General features: G+C 72.0%; 15 protein-coding genes and 1 pseudogene. 9 read left to right on the forward strand and 7 right to left on the reverse strand.

Annotated features, from left to right (window positions below; genetic code table 11):
* From AB0J04_RS40930 to glgB, 3 genes are all read left to right on the forward strand, one after another.
* On the forward strand, positions 1 to 351 hold a 351-nt coding region (locus AB0J04_RS40930; RefSeq protein WP_363173772.1), incomplete at its 5' end, for an alpha-glucosidase C-terminal domain-containing protein.
* 87 nt (positions 352 to 438) lie between these two features.
* Positions 439 to 1836, forward strand: coding sequence for a maltokinase (locus tag AB0J04_RS40935; RefSeq protein ID WP_363173773.1), 1398 nt, complete (start codon positions 439 to 441; stop codon positions 1834 to 1836).
* A 13-nt stretch (positions 1837 to 1849) separates the two neighbouring features.
* Positions 1850 to 4234: a 1,4-alpha-glucan branching enzyme gene (gene glgB / locus AB0J04_RS40940; RefSeq protein ID WP_363173774.1), complete on the forward strand. Its 2385-nt coding sequence runs from the start codon at positions 1850 to 1852 to the stop codon at positions 4232 to 4234.
* A 58-nt stretch (positions 4235 to 4292) separates the two neighbouring features.
* On the opposite strand, the gene AB0J04_RS40945 is transcribed toward glgB, so the two are convergent.
* The 5 genes from AB0J04_RS40945 to AB0J04_RS40965 form a co-directional block, all read right to left on the reverse strand.
* The gene (locus AB0J04_RS40945) at positions 4293 to 5711 is read right to left on the reverse strand and encodes a cytochrome (RefSeq protein WP_363173775.1); all 1419 of its coding nucleotides are present in this window, start codon (positions 5709 to 5711) and stop codon (positions 4293 to 4295) included.
* 75 nt (positions 5712 to 5786) lie between these two features.
* Complete coding sequence (locus tag AB0J04_RS40950; RefSeq protein ID WP_363173776.1) at positions 5787 to 8030, reverse strand: UvrD-helicase domain-containing protein; 2244 nt, start codon at positions 8028 to 8030, stop codon at positions 5787 to 5789.
* Between the two features lie 179 nt (positions 8031 to 8209).
* Positions 8210 to 8539, reverse strand: coding sequence for a thioredoxin domain-containing protein (locus AB0J04_RS40955; RefSeq protein WP_363173784.1), 330 nt, complete (start codon positions 8537 to 8539; stop codon positions 8210 to 8212).
* Between the two features lie 12 nt (positions 8540 to 8551).
* On the reverse strand, positions 8552 to 8974 hold the full coding sequence (locus AB0J04_RS40960) for a MerR family transcriptional regulator (protein ID WP_363173777.1): 423 nt from the start codon (positions 8972 to 8974) through the stop codon (positions 8552 to 8554).
* Between the two features lie 29 nt (positions 8975 to 9003).
* A complete protein-coding gene (locus AB0J04_RS40965) occupies positions 9004 to 9459 on the reverse strand; it encodes an Lrp/AsnC family transcriptional regulator (protein ID WP_363173778.1) in 456 nt (151 codons plus the stop codon).
* 99 nt (positions 9460 to 9558) lie between these two features.
* On the opposite strand from AB0J04_RS40965, the gene AB0J04_RS40970 reads away from it, so the two are divergent.
* Both AB0J04_RS40970 and AB0J04_RS40975 read left to right on the forward strand, forming a co-directional pair.
* Complete coding sequence (locus tag AB0J04_RS40970) at positions 9559 to 10473, forward strand: NAD-dependent epimerase/dehydratase family protein (RefSeq protein ID WP_363173779.1); 915 nt, start codon at positions 9559 to 9561, stop codon at positions 10471 to 10473.
* Between the two features lies 1 nt (position 10474).
* Positions 10475 to 11356 (forward strand): annotated as a pseudogene (locus AB0J04_RS40975) (aldo/keto reductase); the annotation flags it as partial.
* A 177-nt stretch (positions 11357 to 11533) separates the two neighbouring features.
* Here the strand turns inward: AB0J04_RS40975 and AB0J04_RS40980 are convergent.
* Positions 11534 to 12967 (reverse strand): cation:dicarboxylase symporter family transporter, encoded by a 1434-nt coding sequence (locus AB0J04_RS40980; protein WP_363173785.1) that lies wholly within the window; start codon positions 12965 to 12967, stop codon positions 11534 to 11536.
* 121 nt (positions 12968 to 13088) lie between these two features.
* On the opposite strand from AB0J04_RS40980, the gene AB0J04_RS40985 reads away from it, so the two are divergent.
* Positions 13089 to 14738 (forward strand): sensor histidine kinase, encoded by a 1650-nt coding sequence (locus AB0J04_RS40985; RefSeq protein WP_363173781.1) that lies wholly within the window; start codon positions 13089 to 13091, stop codon positions 14736 to 14738.
* On the forward strand, positions 14735 to 15430 hold the full coding sequence (locus AB0J04_RS40990) for a response regulator (protein WP_351913195.1): 696 nt from the start codon (positions 14735 to 14737) through the stop codon (positions 15428 to 15430). The genes AB0J04_RS40985 and AB0J04_RS40990 overlap by 4 nt, the downstream gene beginning before the upstream one ends.
* 1157 nt (positions 15431 to 16587) lie before the next feature.
* Here AB0J04_RS40990 and AB0J04_RS40995 read toward each other — a convergent pair.
* Positions 16588 to 17157, reverse strand: a complete 570-nt coding sequence (locus AB0J04_RS40995; protein WP_363173782.1) for a hypothetical protein — start codon at positions 17155 to 17157, stop codon at positions 16588 to 16590.
* Positions 17158 to 17201: 44 nt separating this feature from the next.
* On the opposite strand from AB0J04_RS40995, the gene AB0J04_RS41000 reads away from it, so the two are divergent.
* Positions 17202 to 18065 carry a 5'-methylthioadenosine/S-adenosylhomocysteine nucleosidase gene (locus tag AB0J04_RS41000; RefSeq protein WP_363173783.1) on the forward strand — a complete coding sequence of 288 codons (864 nt, stop codon included), beginning with the start codon at positions 17202 to 17204 and terminating at the stop codon, positions 18063 to 18065.
* A gap of 136 nt (positions 18066 to 18201) precedes the next feature.
* A partial coding sequence (locus tag AB0J04_RS41005; protein WP_363173786.1) for an NB-ARC domain-containing protein occupies positions 18202 to 19760 on the forward strand: 1559 nt, incomplete at its 3' end.

Genomic DNA, 19760 nt, shown 5'->3' on the forward strand with positions numbered 1-19760 from the left:
TCGCCCTCGTCGCTGCTGCACTGGACCCGGCGCATGATCGAGATCCGCAAGCAGAACCCCGCCTTCGGGCTCGGGACGTACACCGAACTCCAGTCCTCCAACCCGGCCGTCCTCGCGTTCCTGCGCGAGGCCCCCCTCACCGAGGAGGGAGGGGACGACCTGGTGCTGTGCGTGCACAACTTCTCGCGCTTCGCACAGCCCACGGAGCTGGACCTGAGCCGTTTCAACGGGCGCTACCCGGTGGAGCTGTTCGGCGGGGTGCGCTTCCCGGCGATCGGTGACCTGCCGTACCTGCTCACGCTGGCCGGGCACGGCTTCTACTGGTTCAGGCTCCGCAAGGACGCGGCCTAGAACCCCGGGGCGGGGCGGTTTCCGCTGTCCCGCCCGGGGCACGCATCACTCACACCCCGACCCCCCGGGGAAAGGAATGTGACACATATGGCGGAGACTGTCACACTTTCCGGCAAAACGAGCCCCGGCCTCCTGGCGTCGTTGGACCCCCTGCTGCGGGAGTGGCTCCCCCGGCAGCGCTGGTTCGCCGGCAAGGGGCGTCCGATCACCGGGTTCTCGCTGGTGGCGGCCACCGAGCTGCTGCCCGCCACGGCCCGGCTCGGCCTGTACCACCTGCTGGTGCGCGCCCGTCAGGGAGCCGCGCCCGGCGACTGCTACCAACTGCTGATCGGCGCCCGCGAGGCCCTTCCGCCCCGGCTCGCTCCCGCGCTGATCGGCCATGTGACGGACGGGCCGCTGGCCGGGCGGACCGTGTTCGACGCCCTGTACGACACCCGGCCCGCCGAGGTGCTCCTGGAGGCCTTGCGCACCCGGGCCCGGATCGGCGGACTGCGCTGCGAGCGCGACCCGGGCCAGAAGATCCGCTCGGGGCTGGTCCCGCGCCGGCTGACCGGCGAACAGTCGAACTCGTCGATCATCTATGGAGATACGTTCATCCTGAAGCTTCTGCGGCGGGTCGTGCCGGGCGTCAATCCCGACCTGGAACTGCCGCTGGCGCTGGCCCGCGAGGGCTGCGCCAGAGTGCCCGCGCCGGCCGCGTGGATGCTCGCGGACCCGAGCGAGGGCGAGGGCGAAAGGGACGGTGAGGGCGAGTCGTACGTCCTGGCGGTGCTCCAGCCCTACGTCCAAGGCGCGGCGGACGGCTGGGAGCTGGCGCTGCGGGAGCTGGCCAAGGGCGAGGACTTCGTCGCGGAGGCGCGGGCACTGGGGCGGGCCACGGCCGAGGTGCACGGGGCCCTGGCCCGGGCGCTGCCCACGGCGACGCTGGGGCACGCGCAGATAGGGCCGATGGTCGACGGCATGACCGAGCGGCTCGACGCGGCCGCACAGGCGGTGCCCGCGCTGCGCCCGTACGCGCCCGCGCTGCGCACCGCCTTCACCGCGCTGGCCGACCTCGCGGCCGAGGGCTGCACCTGGACGGCCCAGCGCATCCACGGCGACCTGCACCTCGGGCAGTGCCTGCGCGCGGCCTCCGGCCAGTGGGCGCTGATCGACTTCGAGGGGGAGCCCGCCCGGCCGCTGGCCGAGCGGCGGATGCCCCAGCCGGCCGTGCGGGACGTGGCGGGCATGCTGCGGTCCTTCGACTACGCGGCCCGGTCGGCCGACCCGCCCGCCCCGGGCTGGGCGCACGCCTGCCGGGCGGCGTACTGCTCCGGATACGCCGAGGCGGCGGGCGTCGACCCACGCACCGACCCCGTGCTGCTGCGGGCCCACGAGACGGACAAGGCCGTCTACGAGGTCGTCTACGAAGCCCGGCACCGCCCCGACTGGCTCCCCGTCCCCCTGTCCGCGATACACCGCCTCGCCGCACCCGACCTGCCTTGAGGAGGCTCCGTACGTGACTCCCCCGAAGAAGAAGGCCACCGCGAAGAAAGCAGTGACCAAGAAGGCCGCGGGCAAGAAGGCGGCGGGCGAGAAGCCGACGGGGGGCGCGAAACGTTCCGCGAAGAAGCCCGAGCAGCCCGTGGCGCCTGTGGCGCCCGTGGCGCCCGCGCCGCCTGTGGCCCCCGCGCCGCCTTTCGAGGCCACCCCCTCCCCCGCCTTGGACACCGCCGACCGCGAGCGGCTGCTGCACGGCACGCACCACGATCCGCACGCCGTGCTCGGCGCGCATCCGGCGCCCGGCGGGGTCGTCTTCCGGGCGCTGCGCCCGTACGCGCGGTCCGTCACGGTCCTGGTCCCGTCCGGCGATCTGCGCGCCGAGCTGCACGACGACGGCGACGGCTTCTTCTCCGGCCTGCTGCCCCTGGCCGAGGTCCCGGCCTACCGGCTCCTCGTGGCGTACGACGGCACGACCGTGGAGACGGAGGACGCCTACCGTTTCCTGCCCACGCTGGGCGACCTGGACCTGCATCTGATCGGCGAGGGCCGGCACGAGGAGCTGTGGACGGTGCTCGGCGCGCACCCGACGACCCACGAGGGCGTGCCCGGCACCGGTTTTCGCGTGTGGGCACCGAACGCGCGCGGGGTGCGGCTGGCCGGCACCTTCAACTTCTGGGACGGCACCGGCCATCCGATGCGCTCCCTCGGCTCGTCCGGGATCTGGGAGCTGTTCGTGCCCGGGATCGGCGAGGGCGAGCTGTACAAGTTCGACATCACCCGCCCCGACGGCTCGCACACCCTGCGCGCCGACCCGATGGCGAGGCGTACGGAGGTGCCGCCGGCGACCTCGTCGATCGTGCACGCCTCGCACCACGAGTGGGGCGACGGGGAGTGGCTGGCCCGGCGGGCCGAGATACCGGTGCACGAGGCCCCGTTCTCCGTCTACGAGGTCCATCTGCCGTCCTGGCGACCTGGCCTGACGTATCGTCAACTCGCCGAGCAGTTGCCCGCGTACGTGAGGGACCTGGGCTTCACGCATGTCGAGCTGATGCCGGTCGCCGAGCACCCCTTCGGCGGCTCGTGGGGCTACCAGGTCACCGGCTTCTACGCGCCGACGGCCCGGCTCGGCACACCGGACGACTTCAAGTACCTGGTGGACGCGCTGCACCGGGCCGGGGTCGGCGTCCTGATGGACTGGGTGCCGGCGCACTTCCCGCGCGACGACTGGGCGCTGGCCGAGTTCGACGGACGTCCGCTGTACGAGCACGAGGACCCGCTGCGGGCCGCGCATCCCGACTGGGGGACGCTGGAGTTCGACTTCGGCCGGCGCGAGGTGCGCAACTTCCTGGTGGCCAACGCCAGTTACTGGTGCGAGGAGTTCCATGTCGACGGGCTGCGGGTGGACGCCGTCGCCTCGATGCTCTACCTCGACTACTCGCGCGAGCACGGCCAGTGGACGCCGAACGAGCACGGCGGCCGGGAGAACCTGGACGCGGTGGCGTTCTTGCAGGAGATGAACGCGACGGTGTACCGCCGCAGCCCCGGGGTCGTCACGATCGCGGAGGAGTCCACGGCCTGGGACGGCGTCACGCGGGCCACCCACCATCCGGGGCCGAGCGGCTTCGGCGGGCTCGGGTTCGGGCTGAAGTGGAACATGGGCTGGATGCACGACTCGCTCCAGTACATGAGCCACGAGCCGGTGCACCGCCGCTTCCACCACCACGAGATGACGTTCTCGATGGTGTACGCGTACAGCGAGAACTACGTGCTGCCCCTCTCGCACGACGAGGTGGTGCACGGGAAGCGCTCGCTGGTGTCGAAGATGCCCGGCGACTGGTGGCAGCAGCGCGCCGACCTGCGCGCGTATCTGGCGTTCATGTGGGCCCACCCGGGCAAGCAACTCCTCTTCATGGGGCAGGAGTTCGCCCAGGGGGCGGAGTGGTCGGAGGCGCACGGCCCGGACTGGTGGCTGCTGGACCCGGCGTACGGCGCCGAGGCCGATCACCGGGGGGTCAGAGACCTGGTCCGGGACCTCAACACCGTGTACCGGACGGCCCCGGCCCTGTGGCAGCGGGACACCGACCCCGCCGGCTTCCAGTGGGTGGTCGGGGACGCGGCCGAGGACAACGTCTTCGCGTTCCTGCGGTACGACGCGGAGGGCGCCCCGCTGCTGTCCGTCTCCAACCTCTCCCCCGTCGTCCGCCACGACTACCGCCTCGGCGTCCCCGACGACGTCCCGGCCTGGCACGAGATCCTCAACACGGACGCCGAGCGGTACGGCGGCAGCGGGGTCGTGGGGCCGGACCCGGTCAAGCCGGAGCCGCACTCCCTGCACGGCCGGCCGGCGAGCATCCGGCTGACCCTGCCTCCGCTGGCGACGGTGTGGCTACGGCCGGCCTGAGAGCCTGTCGGGGGACCTTCGGTTGCCGGACCGGAGGTCACCCGACAGGCTCTCAGCCTCAGCGGTCCTGCTTGCCTCCGAACATGAGCCGTCGCAGGGACGCCAGCAGTCCCCTCGTCCGGTTCTCGTCGCGGTGGGAGGCGGACGGGGAGGCGGACGGGGTCCGTCGGGCGTCCGGGGTGCGCAGTGCGGCCGCGTCGGCGGAGAGTTCGTAGCGCACCGGCAGTACGCGCAGCCCCCGCACCACCGGGCCCGAGCGCCAGGGCAACTGGTCGCAGGGGAGGGTCAGTTCGGCGCGGATGAAGTGGTCGAAGACGCGGCCGACGGCGGTGGTGACGATGAGGCCGCCGAGTTCGCGGGCCGCGCTCGGGCACTGGTGGGCGCCCGCGCCCCAGCCCAGATGGGCGCGGGTGGAGACGGTGGAGCCGACCATGTGGGAGGAGCCGATCGCCAGCAGGTCCTGGTGAGCGGCGGCGGAGGACGGGGAGACGATGTCCCCGGCGCGGATCCAGAACCGGCCGAGCGGCACGTCCCGCGCGGCGAACCGGAAGCACATGTTGGCGACGGGCGGGTTGGCGAGGGCGGCCCGGTTGACCGTCTCGCCGAGCTGCCCCGCCGACAGGCTGCGGCGCACCGTCGCATTGCCCCGCAACACCTCCAGCAGGGTGTTGAGGACCATGTTGCCGGTGATGTCGTTGAGGTAGACGGCGTTCATGAACAGCTCCCGGCCGAGCTGTTCGTCGGTGAGGTCGGGGTCGGCGAGCATCATGTACGAGGTGAGGTCGTCGCCGGGTCTGGCCCTGCGGTGGGCGGCGAGACGGGTGAAGGCGGCGAGCGCCCGGCCGGTGGCGGGGCCGGAGTCGGGGCCGCCGTCGAGCATCCGCCACAGGTCCATGACCAGTTCGTCGCCGAGTTCGACCGGGCAGCCGAACAGTTTGGCGGTGACCATCAGCAGCAGCGGCCGGGTGTACTGCGCGCCCAGGTCGGCGAAGCCGGTGCGGCCCGACTCGGCGGCGAGCAGCGCGACGAGTTCGTCGGCGTAGCGGGCGACGGCCGCGCGCAGTTCCCAGCCCTCGGGGCTCTTGGCGTCCTGGAAGGGGCGCAGGGCGGCGTGGTGGGTGCGGCGGGCGGCCCGGTGCTCCTCGTCGTCCATGAACATCGTCTGGCGGACCTCGTAGCCCGCGAGCAACGGCCAGCCGGGCGGCAGTTCGCCCTGGGCGCGGGCCCGCCAGTACCGTACGTCGCGTCGCCACTGGCTCTCGTTCTTCAGGACCTCGAGGACCTCCCGGTAGTCGAGTACGAGCCACACCGGCACGCCCATGAGTCCGACGGGGGCCACGGGCCCGTACATGCTCCGCAGCCGTCGGTACACCGCGCCGGGGTCGGCGTCGAACTCCGCCGTGAGCAGTGGCTGGACGGGGAGCGTCCCGAGGGGCGGGCTGTCGGCCGGTGCGACGGCGTGTGGCTGGGCTTCCATAACGACACGCTTACCGCACCGGCCGTGCACGCGCAGTGATCACGGCACGAACTGTTACGTCTCGGTGATCCCGTGTTACGCCGGGCGCTCTTCCAGGGCCGCGGCCAGCGCTTTCGGCAGCTCGTTGGTATGGACCACTCCGAGCCGTTGGGTGGCGCGGGTCAGCGCGACGTAGAGGTCGCTGGTGCCGTAGCCGCCCGGTTCGACCACGAGCACGGAGTCGAACTCCAGGCCCTTGGACTGGCGCGGGTCGAGCAGGACGACGGTGCGGGTGAGGTCCGGTTCGGCCCCGGCCGTCACCCCGTCGAGGCGGGCCGCCAGCGGCCGGTGCAGTGCGCGCGGGGCGATCACCGCGAGCCGGCCCTCGGCGGGCGTGAGCTCGGCGACGGCCTCGGCGACCGCGCCGGGCAGGTCGTCCGTGGCACGCGCCCAGGGGCGCACGCCGGTGGAGCGGACCGAGCTGGGCGGCTCGAACCCGGGGTCCTCGGCGCGGACGACCGCCGCCGCGACCTCCATGATCTCGGCCGGGGTGCGGTAGTTGACGCCGAGCCGGGTGTGCTCCCAGCGGTTCTCCACGTACGGGGTGAGGATGCCCGACCAGGAGCCGACGCCGGCCGCCTCGGCCGTCTGGGCCGGGTCGCCGACCAGGGTCATCGAGCGGGTCGGGCTGCGCCGCATCAGCAGCCGCCACGCCATCGGCGACAACTCCTGCGCCTCGTCGACGATGATGTGCCCGAACGCCCAGGTCCGGTCGGCCGCCGCGCGCTCGGCGGCGCTGCGGTGGTCGTCCTCCTCGTGCCGCTCGGCGAACCGCTCGGCGTCGATGATGTCGTGCGCGGAGAGGACCTCGCCGGCCTCGGGGTCGTCGTCCTCCTTGTCCTCGAACTCGAAGCTCCGGGAGGCGTAGGACACGTCGAGCACGCCCTGCGCGTAGGCGACCTGCGTCTGACGGTCGCGCTCGGCGAGCGCCCGCGCCGACCGGTCGTCCTCGCCCAGCAGTTCGGCGGCCTCGTCGAGGAGCGGCACGTCCGACACGGTCCAGGCGCGGGTCACCGGGCGGCGGACGGCGGCCGCGTCCTCGGCGCTCAGGTGGGCCTCGGGGGCGGCGAGGAAGTCGGCGACCAGGCGCTGCGGGGTGATGCGCGGCCACAACTCGTCTATGGCGGACCAGACTTCGGGGTTCTCGGCGAGTTCGTCGCGGATCTGGGTGATGTCGCTCGCGTCGAGCATGTTGGAGCCGTCGTAGGGGTCGGTGCCGATGCGTTCGGCGACCATGTCCGTCAGCGCGTTGAGGATGTGGCCCTCGAAGTGCTCGCGGGCCGCGTTGTGCGGCAGCCCGGCGGCGCGGGTGCGGTCGCGGGCGACGCCGGCCAGTCCGTCGTCGAGCATCAGGATCTCGCGGTCGTGCTCGATCGTGATCACCGGGTCGGGCAGCGCCTGCCGGTCGCGGACGACGGCGGCGAGGACGTCCGCCATGTCGGCGCGGCCCTTGACCGCGGCCGCCTCGGGCCGGTCCGCGACCGTCGCGTGGACGCCCGGGTACAGCTCGCCGACGGTGGCCAGCAGCACGCCGGTCTCGCCCAGCGAGGGCAGCACCTCGCCGATGTAGCCGAGGAAGGCGGGGTTGGGGCCGACGATCAGGACGGCCCGCTTGGCGAGCAGCTCGCGGTGCTCGTAGAGCAGGTAGGCGGCGCGGTGCAGGGCGACGGCCGTCTTCCCGGTGCCGGGGCCGCCCTCGACGACCAGCACGCCTCGGTGCGGCGCCCGGATGATCTCGTCCTGCTCGGCCTGGATGGTCTGCACGATGTCGCTCATCCGGCCGGTGCGCGCGGCGCCCAGCGCGGCGAGCAGCACGGCGTCGCCGGTCGGGTCCTCGTGACCGGTGCGCTCCTGGTCGCCGAGGTCGAGGATCTCGTCGTGCAGGGCGGTGACCCGGCGGCCCTCGGTGGTGAGGTGCCGGCGGCGGCGCAGCCCCATCGGGGTGTGGCCGGTGGCCAGGTAGAAGGGGCGGGCGACGTCGGCCCGCCAGTCGATCAGGATCGGCGTGAGCTCGGCGTCGTCGGCCCGCAGACCGATCCGGCCGATGTGGTGCTTCGTGCCCGACGTGAGGTCGATGCGGCCGAAGCAGAGGGAGCCGTCGACCGCGTTCAGCGCGGCCAGCAGCCCCGAACGCTCGGCGACGAGGATGTCGCGCTCCAGCCGGGCCTGCATGGGCGTGTTTCCCTGGGCGAGGGCGTCCGTGACGGAGGACTCGGTGTCGCCGCGCAGCGCGTCCACGCGCGCGTACAGGCCGTCGATGAATTCCTGCTCACGACACATTTCATCGTCTGGAAATTCGCTGTTTGACAATTCTGCTCCCGCCCGGATATACTGTGCTCACAAAGCTTCTTTGTGACTCAATTCCCGTGAAGTCACGAACCATTGAATATACGCAAAGAAATCCCCCGAGCGCAATTGCTCGGGGGATTTCTTCGTATTGCGTCAGGTCAGCGCACAGGTCAGAACACCGCGTCCGGGAGCACCTCGGAGAGTTCCTCCAGGAGTCGGCGCTTGGGCCGGGCGCCCACCATCGACTTCACCGGCTCGCCGCCCCGGAAGACCATGAAGGTCGGCATCGACAGCACCTTGTAGGCGTTGGTCGTCTCCGGATTGTGGTCCACGTTGAGCTGCACCACCTTCAGCCGCTCGCCCTCCTCCGCGGCGAGCGCGCCGAGCACCGGCCCCATCTGCCGGCACGGCGGACACCAGTCCGCGGTGAACTCCACCAGCACCGGCAGCTCGGACCCGATCACCTCGGCCTCGAAGTCGTCGTCCGTCACATCGGTCACACCTGTTCCCATTTACCGGCCTCCCAGTTCGCACCCGGGTTCCGGACCCCCCGGAACCAGCGCCTCGGCGCCCAATTCGTCCCGCGCCCGCTCGGCCCGCACGAGCTGCCCGGCGACCGTCTCCCGCACCGCCCGCAGCTCGCCGATGAGCGCGTCCAGCTCGTCCAGCTTGCGCCGGTAGACCGCGAGCGACGCCGGACACGAGTCGCCCTCGGGGTGCCCGGCTCGCAGACACTCCACGAAGGGCCGGGTCTCCTCCAGGTCGAACCCGAAGTCCTGGAGCGTCCTGATCTGCCGGAGCAGCCGCAGATCGCGCTCGTCGTACGTCCGGTACCCGTTGTCACCGCGCCGCGCGGGCAGCAGCCCGCGCGACTCGTAGTACCGCAGCGTCCGGGTCGTGGTCCCGGCTCGCGCGGCCAGCTCTCCGATGCGCATGCCTACGAACGTAAGGCTTGACGCCGACGTCAAGGCAAGAGGGGTTTGTGGGACACCGGGGAGGTGAGCACGATCGAGGTGGTGGTGCGGCCCAGGACCGAGACCTCCTCCAGGACCTCCTCCAGATGCACCGTGTCGGTGACGGCGACCTTGAGGATCCAGCAGTCCTCGCCGACCACGTGATGCACCTCGGTGATCTCCGGCCGCTCCATCAGCTCCAGGGTCCTCGGGTGCTTCAGGTTGTAGCCGCCGTGCGGACTGACCCGGATGAACGCCTGGATCCCGTAGCCGAGCCGGGCCGGGACGACCCGGGCGCCGTACCCGCTGATCACCCCCGCGGACTCCAGCCGGCGCACCCGCTCGGTCACCGCCGCGGGGCTCAGCCGCACCTGGCGGCCCAGCTCGCTGAGCTTGATCCGGCCGTCGGACTGGAGCAGCTGGAGGATCTGCCGGTCCAGGGCGTCGAAGGCCACCGACGTTTCCATGGCGCCGACTCGTGAATGCCGCGGTTCTTTCGGCGCGACGGCCGGAACTCCCATGGTTCCCCCTTCAGGACGGACGGATACGCCGGGAGAATTATGGTCATGGACAAGCCACGAGAGGTACTGGTCATCGGCGGGAACCGCTACTTCGGCAAGCGGCTGATCAGTCGGCTGCTCTCCGCCGGGGACCGGGTGACCGTACTGAACCGCGGATCGTCGGCCCCGCCGCCGGGCGCCGTGCACCTGATCGCCGACCGCGACGACGAGACGTCGCTGCGGAGCGCCCTCGGGTCCCGCGTCTTCGACGTCGTCGTCGACCAGGTCTGCTACACCCCGAGCCAGGCGGCCGTCGCCCGCCGGGTCTTCGCGGGCCGCACCCGACGGTACGTGCTGACGTCGACGGTCGAGGTGTACGAGTACGAGGACTCGATCGCGCTCGTACGGGAGGACGCCGTCGATCCGCTGGAGGTGTCGGTCGATCTCGAACTCCCCTGGGACGAACCGGAGTTCCTGGAAGAGCACTACGGCGAGGGCAAGCGGCAGGCGGAGGCGGTGTTCGCGGCTCCGGGTCCCGAGCTCCCGTACGTGGCCGTGCGCGTGGCCCATGTGCTGGGCGGGGACGACGACTTCACGGGCCGCCTCGACCACTACGCCTCCCGCATCCGGGACGGCCTGCCCGTCGCCGTGCCCTTCTCGAACCAGCCCGCCACCTACATCCACGTCGAGGAGATCGCCGACTTCCTGGCGTGGACGGCGGGCGAGGAGTTCACGGGACCGGTCAACGCGGCCTCCCACTCCCTGCTGACCACCGTCGATCTCTGCGAGGCGGTGGCCGCGCACCTGCCCGAGGGCAAGGTCGTGCTCCAGCTCGTCGAGGTCGGCGAGGTCTCGCCGTTCTCCTTCTTCCGCTCCTACGGCATGGACAACTCCCGGGCCTCGCGCCTCGGTTTCGCCTTCGGTGACGTACGGCACTGGCTGCCTGCGGCGGTCGCCGAGACCCTCGGGACGGGTGACTGACATGCGCTACCGCGCACTGGGCGACCTCCGCGTGAGCGCGATCGGGCTCGGCGCGATGCCGCTGTCCATCGAGGGCCACCCGGACGAGGCCCGCGCCCGAGCGACGATCCACGCCGCGCTGGACGCGGGCGTCACCCTGCTCGACACGGCCGACTCCTACCACCTGCCGGGCGCGGAGCCCGGTCACAACGAGCTGCTCGTGGCCCGCGCCCTCGCCTCGTACGGCGGTGACGCCGACGGCGTGCTGGTGGCGACGAAGGGCGGCAGGGGCAGACCGGGCGGGCCGACGGACTGGACGGTGAACGGCGACCCCCGGCATCTGAAGGCGGCCGCGGAAGGCTCCCTGCGCCGACTCGGCGTCGAGGCGATCGGCCTCTACCAGCTGCACAAGCCCGATCCGGCGGTCCCCTTCGAGGAGTCCGTGGGCGCGCTGCGGGACCTGCTCGACGAGGGGAAGATCAGGCTGGCCGGCGTCTCCAACACGGACACGGACCAGATCCGCCGGGCCCACGAGATCCTCGGCGACCGGCTGGTCTCGGTCCAGAACCGCTGCTCCCCCGCCGTGCGCGACAGCGAGCCCGAGCTGCGGCTGACGGCCGAACTGGGACTGGCGTTCCTCCCCTGGAGCCCCCTGGGCGGCATCTCCCGCAGCGCACTGGACGGACCGGGCGCGGAGCCCGGTGAGCGGAGGTTCGGCGCGTTCCACGAGATCGCCCGGGAGCGAGGCGTGAGCCCTCAGCAGCTCTGCCTGGCCTGGCTCCTGTCCCGCTCCCCGACCCTGATCCCGATCCCGGGCGCGAGCCGCCCGGAGACGATACGAGACTCGGCAGGGGCGGCTTGCCTGACGCTGAGCGAAGAGGAGCGGTCTCGACTGAACAGGGCGGTGGAACGCGCCCTTCAGGGGCGCGGGGAACTGCGCGACCAGCCACGACGCACCCGCAGACGAAGACCGGACGGCCGAGCCACGGGGGAGTGCTCGACCGTCCGGTGTATGGGGGGCGATGGCCGGATGTCCGGCCCCGGTTCAGGCGGGGCCGGACACCCGGAGCAAGGGGGCCGCTCAGGCCTTCGCGAGTTCCTTCTCGCCGCCTTCGCGCTGCTCGGGCAGGCTGCCGTCCACCGGAGCGTCGTCGCCGCCGTCCTCGTCGAGCAGCGTCTTCTCGTCGAAGGGCAGGCCGCCCGCGAGCACCAGCCGCACCCGCTCCTTGTCGATCTCCTTGGTCCAGGTGCCGACCAGGACGGTCGCGACGGCGTTGCCGGCGAAGTTGGTGAGGGCGCGGGCCTCGCTCATGAAGCGGTCGATGCCGACGATGAGGCCGATGCCGTCCACCAGGGCGGGCTTGTGCGACTGGAGACCGCCGGCCAGGGTCGCCATGCCGGCGCCGGTGACGCCGGCGGCGCCCTTGGAGGCGACGAACAGGAACAGCAGCAGCGGGATCTGCTCGCCGATCGACATCGGGGTGCCCATCGCGTCGGCGATGAACAGGGACGCCATGGTCATGTAGATCATGGTGCCGTCGAGGTTGAAGGAGTAGCCGGTCGGGACGGTGATGCCGACGACGGGCTTGCTGATGCCCAGGTGCTCCATCTTCGCGATGAGGCGCGGCAGCGCGGACTCGGAGGAGGAGGTGGACAGGATCAGCAGGAACTCACGGGCCAGGTACTTGAACAGGGAGAGGATGTTCAGGCCCGAGATGACCTTCAGCAGGGCGCCGAGGACGATGAAGACGAAGAGGAAACAGGTGACGTAGAAGCCGAGCATCAGCACCGCGAGGCTCTTCAGGGCGTCCACGCCGGCCGAGCCGACGACCGCGGCCATCGCGCCGAAGGCGCCGACCGGGGCGGCCCACATGACCATGGTCAGGACGCGGAAGACGAGCCGCTGGATGTGCTCGACGCCGCGCAGGATCGGCTGGCCGGCCTTGCCCATGGCCTGCAGGGCGAAGCCGCAGAGCAGGGCGATGAGGAGGGTCTGGAGGACCTCGCCCTCGGTGAAGGCGGAGACGATCGTCTTGGGGATGATGCCGAGCAGGAACTCGGTGGTGTCCTTGGCCTCCGGCGAGACCTGCGCCTGTCCGGTCTCCTTGACGGCGTCCGTGATGGCGAGGCCCGTGCCCGGCTCCAGGATGTTGCCGACGACGAGGCCGATGGCGAGTGCGACCAGTGACATGACCACGAAGTAGGCGAGGGCGATACCGCCCACGGCGCCGACCTTGGCGGCCTTCCGTACCGACCCGATGCCGAGCACGATCGTGCAGAAGATGATCGGCGAGATCATCATCTTGATCAGGTTGACGAAGCCGGTGCCGATGGGCTTCATCTCGACGGCGAAGTCGGGGGCGATGAGGCCCACGGCGATGCCGATGGCGACCGCGACGATCACCGCGATGTACAGATAGTGGGTGCGGTCCCGCTTGACTGCGGGTGCGGCAGGTGCCGTATCGGGGGTGCTGCTGGCGGCCACGGCTGCCCTCCTTGACGTCTTCGTCGGCATCACCGGCGTGCGGCTCACGTCCGGGGTTATGGGGGATTGCCGTGACTATCTCCCGCCCTGTGAGGCCGGTCACCCTTCCGTTCATTTAGTTCACACTTAACCTCGGGGGCACACTGGCGACATGCGCATCCCCACCCTGCCGAGACCCCGCAGCCTGGCCGGCCAGCTCTTCGCCATGCAGGCGGTGCTGATAGCGGTCCTCGTGGCGGGGTATGCGCTGTTCACGTACGTCAGCGACCGCAGCCAGGCCGAGGAGGCCGCGGCCCGCCAGGCCACGGCGGTGGCCCGCTCGGTCGCCGACTCGCCCTCCGTGCGGGCGGCCATAGGGACCGCGAACCCCACCGCCGAGCTCCAGCCGTACGCACTGCGGGTCATGCGCGACACGGACGTCGACTTCGTCACGATCATGAACCCGGAGGGCATCCGCTGGACCCACCCCGACCAGAACCAGATCGGCCAGCGCTTCCTGGGCAACACGGCGAAGGCCCTGAAGGGCGAGTCCTTCACCGAGACCTACACCGGCACCCTCGGCGCGTCCGTCCGCGCGGTCACCCCGATCGAGGACGACGACAGACGCGTCGTCGGGATGGTCAGCGCGGGCATCAAGGTGGAGTCGATCACCCATCGGGTGCAGGACCAGGTGACGGCCATGCTCGCGGTGGCCGGCGCCGCGCTCGCACTGGGCGGGATCGGCACGTACGTGATCAACGCGTCGCTGCGCCGGCACACCCATGGCATGAACGCGGCCGAGCTGAGCGCCATGCACGACTACCACCAGGCCGCGTTGCACGCGGTGCGCGAGGGACTGCTGATGCTGGACGGGCAGTACCGGGTGGCGCTGATCAACGACGGAGGTCGGGAGCTGCTCGGGGCGTCGGGCGAGGTGGTGGGCAGATCGGTGGCGGAGCTCCGCCTGCCGGCCCCGCTGACGGGCGCGCTGCTCGCCTCGGAGCCGCGGGTGGACGAGGTGCACCTGACGGCGGACCGCGTCCTGGTGGTGAACACCTCGCCCGTGTCCGGCGGCGAGCGCAGGGGCACGGTCGTCACCCTGCGCGATGTGACCGAACTCCAGTCCCTGATGGGCGAGTTGGACTCGGAGCGCGGCTTCACGCAGGCCCTCCGCTCGCAGGCCCATGAGGCGGCGAACCGGCTGCACACGGTCGTCTCGCTGATCGAGCTGGGGCGCGCGGAGGAGGCCGTGGACTTCGCGACGGCCGAACTGGAACTGGCCCAGGCGCTGACCGACCAGGTGGTCGCGGCGGTGAGCGAGCCCGTACTGGCCGCCCTCCTGCTGGGCAAGACGGCCCAGGCGAACGAGCGGGGCGTGGAACTCGTCGTCTCGGAGGCGAGCGGCCTGGACGACGGCCTGCTGCCCCAGTCGCTCCCGGCCCGCGACCTGGTCACGATCCTCGGCAATCTGATCGACAACGCGGTGGACGCGGCGCAGGGCAGCGTCCGGGGCCGGGTGACGGTGACGGCGTGCACGGAGGGCGACGAGCTGCTCCTCCGGGTGGCGGACACCGGCGCGGGGGTCGATCCCGCGCACGCCTCGCTGGTCTTCGAACGGGGCTTCTCCACCAAACCGGCGGGACCGGGCGGCCGGGGCCTCGGGCTGGCGCTGGTCCGGCAGGCCGTGAACCGGCACGAGGGAACGCTGTCGGTGGCGGAGGCCGAGGGCGGCGGAGCCGAGTTCGTGGTACGCCTGCCGTTGCGGACCACGGCCGCGTCCGGTACCTCCGGGTCCGTGTCCGGGACTGGAGGCCGAGGATGACGAGCGAAGAGCCGATCAGAGTGCTGGTCGTGGAGGACGATCCGGTCGCCGCGGACGCCCATGTCATGTACGTCGGCCGGGTGCCCGGGTTCGTGGCGGTCGGCAAGGCGCACACCGGCGCGGAGGCCCGACGCCTCCTGGACCGCACCCCGGTGGACCTGCTCCTCCTGGACCTGCACCTCCCCGACGCCCACGGCCTCCAGCTCGCCCGCTCCCTCCGCGCGGCCGGCTACCACGCGGACGTGATCGCGGTGACGTCGGCACGCGACCTGACGGTGGTGCGGGAGGGCGTGTCGCTGGGGGTGGTGCAGTACGTCCTGAAGCCGTTCACCTTCGCGACCCTGCGGGACCGCCTGGTCCGGTACGCGGAGTTCCGCGGCGCGGCCGGCGAGGCGAGCGGCCAGGACGAGGTCGACCGCGCCCTGGCCGCACTCCGCGCACCGGGCCCGGCGGCCCTCCCGAAGGGCTTGAGCGCACCGACCCTGGAACGGGTGACGGAGACGGTCCGGGAGGCGGCGGAGGGACTGACGGCGGCAGGGGTGGCCGAGGCGGTCGGAATCTCTCGTATCACAGCCCGCCGGTACCTGGAGCACCTGGTCGAGGCGGGCCGGGCGGAGCGGAAGCCGCTGTACGGGCAGGTGGGGCGGCCGGAGCTGGTGTACCGGTGGGTGAAGGGGGCACGGGGGCGGTGAGGGCCTCGGCACGGGCTTCGGCGGCTTCGGTGAGAGCCTCGGCGCGGGAAAACCCTCGTCCGCCATGACCGGACCGGCCCCGAACGCTCGCACCAGGTCGTGCAGCCGCCACCATCCGCGCCCGTGCCCCTGCTCCACCAGGTGCGCACGCGCCAACGCCCTCAGGTCCCGCAGCGGGTGTGCCGGGGCCCCGACCAGCGCGGCGGCGACATCGTGGCTCGTCTCGGGCCCCGGGGCCACGGCGAGAAGACGAAGAAGACGGGCCTGTTCGGGCGGCAGGCGACGGTAGGAGAGGTCGAAGGCGGCACGGACACTGCGCTCGCCGTCATCGAGGTGGCCGACCCGGTCACGGGACTCGGCGAGTTCGTCGACGAGTTCCGACACCGGCTTGTCCCGGTCCTCCGCCAACAGGGCGACGGCGATCTGCAAGGCGAGCGGAAGATGCCCGCACAGGGCGGCGAGCCGCCCGGACAGGACGGCGTCGTCCGCCACGCGACTGTCGTCGGGGGCGGCGATTCTCAGCGCGAGGTCGAGAAGTCCGTACGACGCCTGAGGGGTGAGCTGGGCCAAGGGCACCAGTCGCGCGCCGAGTTGGGGAAGACGGTCCCGGGAGGTGACGAGGGCGCGGTGCTGGGCACCGCCCGGGAGCAACGGACGCACCTGCTCCGACGACGATGCGTTGTCCGCCAGGATCAGCACCGCGTCCCGCTGGGCCAGCAGCGACCGATAGAGCCCCGCCCGTTCGTCCGCCGTGGCAGGGATGTGCTCGTGCTCGACGCCGAGCGCCCGCAGCAGCGACTGGAGCGCCTGGTTCGCCGGGACCGGGACCTCGTCGTAGCCGTGCAGGTCCACGAACAGCACACCGCCCGGAAACCAGCCGCGTTCTCGCGCCGCGTGTGCCGCCGCCACCGCCAGCGCGGTCTTCCCGATGCCGCCGAGCCCGGAGACGGCGGACACGAGCACCGGCTGCGGGCTGCCGCCCAGCGCGTCCAGCAGTCGCTCCGACTCGACCTGCCGCCCGGTGAACCCCGCCGCCTCGGCGGGCAGCGAGTCCAGGGCCGTGGGCACGGATGCCTGCCCCCCGCTGTACTCGAGCTTCCCGATGACGGTCCCTTTGAACTCCCCGCCCTCGAAGCCGACATGGTCACCGGACCGGCTCATGAAGCCCCGCCCCCGCCCGCGCTCCCGCCCCCGCTCCCGAACGGCAGGGCGTACCGCACGATGAAGACCCCCAGCCCGACGACCGCTCCCGCCTCGACGAGGGACAGCACGAGCAGCCCGGCGGCCACCTGTCCCCCACCCCAGTAGACGACCAACGCGGCGAGCGGCACGACACAGAAGGCGAGCAGATCGACGACGCACTGCACGACCTTCCGGGTCATGCGCCCGGCGTCCCCCCGGTGGTAGTACTCCCACCGGAACGCGACGTCGGCGCCCGTCAGTTCGGCGAGCCGCGGCCCCAACTCCGCGCGCACGTACCGTCCGACGGCGGAGATCTTCTCGTCGTTGACCAGGTAGGTCCACCCGAGGACGACGCACACCGGCGGCAGCGCGAGCAGCATGGACGTCTGCTCGGCCTGAGCGGCGGCGGCGATGACGGCGGCCACGACCGCGAGGGTCACGTACAGCAGGTTGTCCCGGAACCCGATCCGCGCCTTCTGCTCGTCCTTGACACTCTGGTATTCGGCGAGCAGCAACTGCCCGGCACTGACGTCCTGTTCGGCCACGACGACAACCCTTCCCCCGGAGGACTTGGCAGTACCTTAAGGGGGTGCCTGAGACGAATCCCACGATCGTGGTCCTTACCGCACTTCCGGTCGAGTACGACGCCGTGCGCGCCCGCATCGACGTGGTCGACGACGACGAACTCGTCCTCGGCGACGGAACACGCCTCGAACAGGGCCGCCTGCCGGACACACCCTGGACCGTGGCGATGGCCGAACTGGGCGAGGGCGCGCTGACGGCAGCCGCGCTCACCACCCGCATCGTCTCCGAACTGGCCCCCGAGGCACTGCTGTTCGTGGGCGTCGCGGGCGGCCTCAAGGACGATCTGGAGATCGGCGACGTCGTCGTCGGCACGAAGGTGTACGCGGTCCACGGCGGCAAGGAGTCGGACGACGGCTTCCTCGCCCGCCCCGAGGCCTGGCACGGCTCGCACCGGCTTCTCCAGGCGGCCCGTTCCGCGCTGCGCGGCCTGGACGGTGTGCGGGGGCACCGCAAGCCCCTCGCCTGCGGGGACGTCGTGCTGGCAGGCGACCGCTCGGCGCTGCGCGAGCGCATCCAGCGGACGTACAACGACGCGTACGCCATCGAGATGGAAGGGTCGGGGGCGTCCCACGCGGCGCACCTCAGCGGCCAGTTGGACGTGCTCGTCATCCGCGGCATCAGCGATTTCGCCAACGCGGAGAAGGCGGACGCGGACGCCGGCGGCTCCCAGGAATTCGCCGCCGCGCAGGCCGCCGAGGTCGCGGTCGCGGTGTTGCGCAAACACCGTCCGCGCGCCGGCTCCTCCGAACCCCAGGAGGGTCCCCAACCCGTCTCCGACGGCAAGGACACGTACGGCGGCGACCACATCGTCTTCCAGGGCGGCACCTTCCACGGCACGGTCATCGGCAAGCAGGTCGGAAGGCCGTAGGGAGACCGTCCACGGCCCGGTACCGCGGGCGACGGCCGCCCTCCCGCCACGCCCCCTCGGCTTCACCGGCCGGCAGGAGCAACTCGACCGCCTGCTGGGCCAGCTCGCCCTCACCGCCGCCGACGACGCCGAGGCCCTGCCCGTCCTCATCTTCGCCGTCACCGGGATGGGCGGCATCGGCAAGACGGCGCTCGCGGTGGAGGCCGCGCACCGGGCGTGCGCAAAGGGGTGGTTCCCGGGCGGGACGCTGTTCGTGGACCTGCGCGGGTACGACGACAACCCGGTGACCGCGGACCAAGCGGTGCTGGCGCTCCTGGACGCGCTCGGAGTGCGCGGCACCGACCTCCCGACGACCCCGACCGGGCAGTACGACGTCTACCGCGCCCTTCTCGCCGAGCGACAGGGGCGCATGCTGCTCATCCTGGACAACTCCTCGGATCCGGACCAGTTCCGCGAACTGCTGCCCGGCACGGACCGCCATCGGGTGCTGATCACTTCCCGGGACCGCCCGTACGCCCTGCCCGTACGCCTCGTCGATCTGGAGACCCTGGCCCCCGAGGAATCCGTCGCCCTCCTGACCCGGGCACTCCACGACGCCGACGAACGCGACGACCGCCCGCGTCGGGAGCCGGACGCCCTGCGGGCACTGGCCGAACTCTGCGGCCACCTGCCGCTCGCCCTCCAGATCGCCGCCGCGATGCTGCGCAAGCGCAGACATCGGGAGATCGCCACGCTGGTGACCGAGATCGGGGCGGCCGAGGACCCTGCCGCCGTGCTCGACGACGGCCGCCCCGAAGCCGACCTGTACGGGCGGCCCCTGGCCCTGCGTCCGGTGCTGGAGACCTCCTACCGTCGGCTGCCCGGCGACCAGGCCCGGCTGCTGCGCCTGCTGTGTCTCGCCCCCGGCACGGAGGTCGGCGGGAACGCCGTGGCCGCGATGGTCGGTCTCGAACGGCAGGCGGCGCTGGCACTGCTGGAGGACCTGGCCGCGACGCATCTGGTCACGCCCGTCCGGCGGGACGAAGGCCCGGCTCAGTTCGCGCGCTGGCGCGTGCACGACCTCGTACGGGCCTTCGGCGCGGGTGTGGTGGCCGCCGACCCCGTGTTGCGGGAAGAGGGAGACGCGGCACGGGAGTCGGTGCTGACGTACTACTCCGGGATGGCCGGCGCGGCCAACGCCCGACTGCTGAGGGTGCCGGACGGGCCGGAGCAGCTCAGGGACCGGGCGTGGGCGCTGGTGTGGCTGGACCTGGAACGGTCGGTGCTCGTGTCGGCGGTCCGGTGGGCACGGGAGGAGCGGTTCACGGAGGCGGCGGTGCGGCTGGCCGAGTCGCTGGGCGAGTATCTCGCGTGGCGGCGGTACTTCGACGACTGGATCACCGTGGCCGAGAGCGCCGTGGAGGCGGGCCGGCGCACCGGACACCGGCCGACGGAGGCCGTCGCCTGGAACAACCTCGGACTGGCGTTGCGCAATGCCGGCCGGGTGGAAGAGGCGATCTCCGCTCATGTCCGGGCCCGGGACCTCCTCCACGCCGACGGGAACGGCAAGTCCGAGGCCGGCGCCTGGAACAACCTCGGCAACGCGCTCCAGGAAGCCGGTCGGGCTAGTGCCGCGGCAGGCAACGTTTGCCCGTCAAGGAGCGGCGTCCGGTGCGTGCTCTCGGTGTGCCGGCCGGAAGTCCTCGTACTGGACGT

Origin of the sequence: Streptomyces sp. NPDC050263, assembly GCF_040655955.1 — a bacterium.
Classification (GTDB): domain Bacteria; phylum Actinomycetota; class Actinomycetes; order Streptomycetales; family Streptomycetaceae; genus Streptomyces.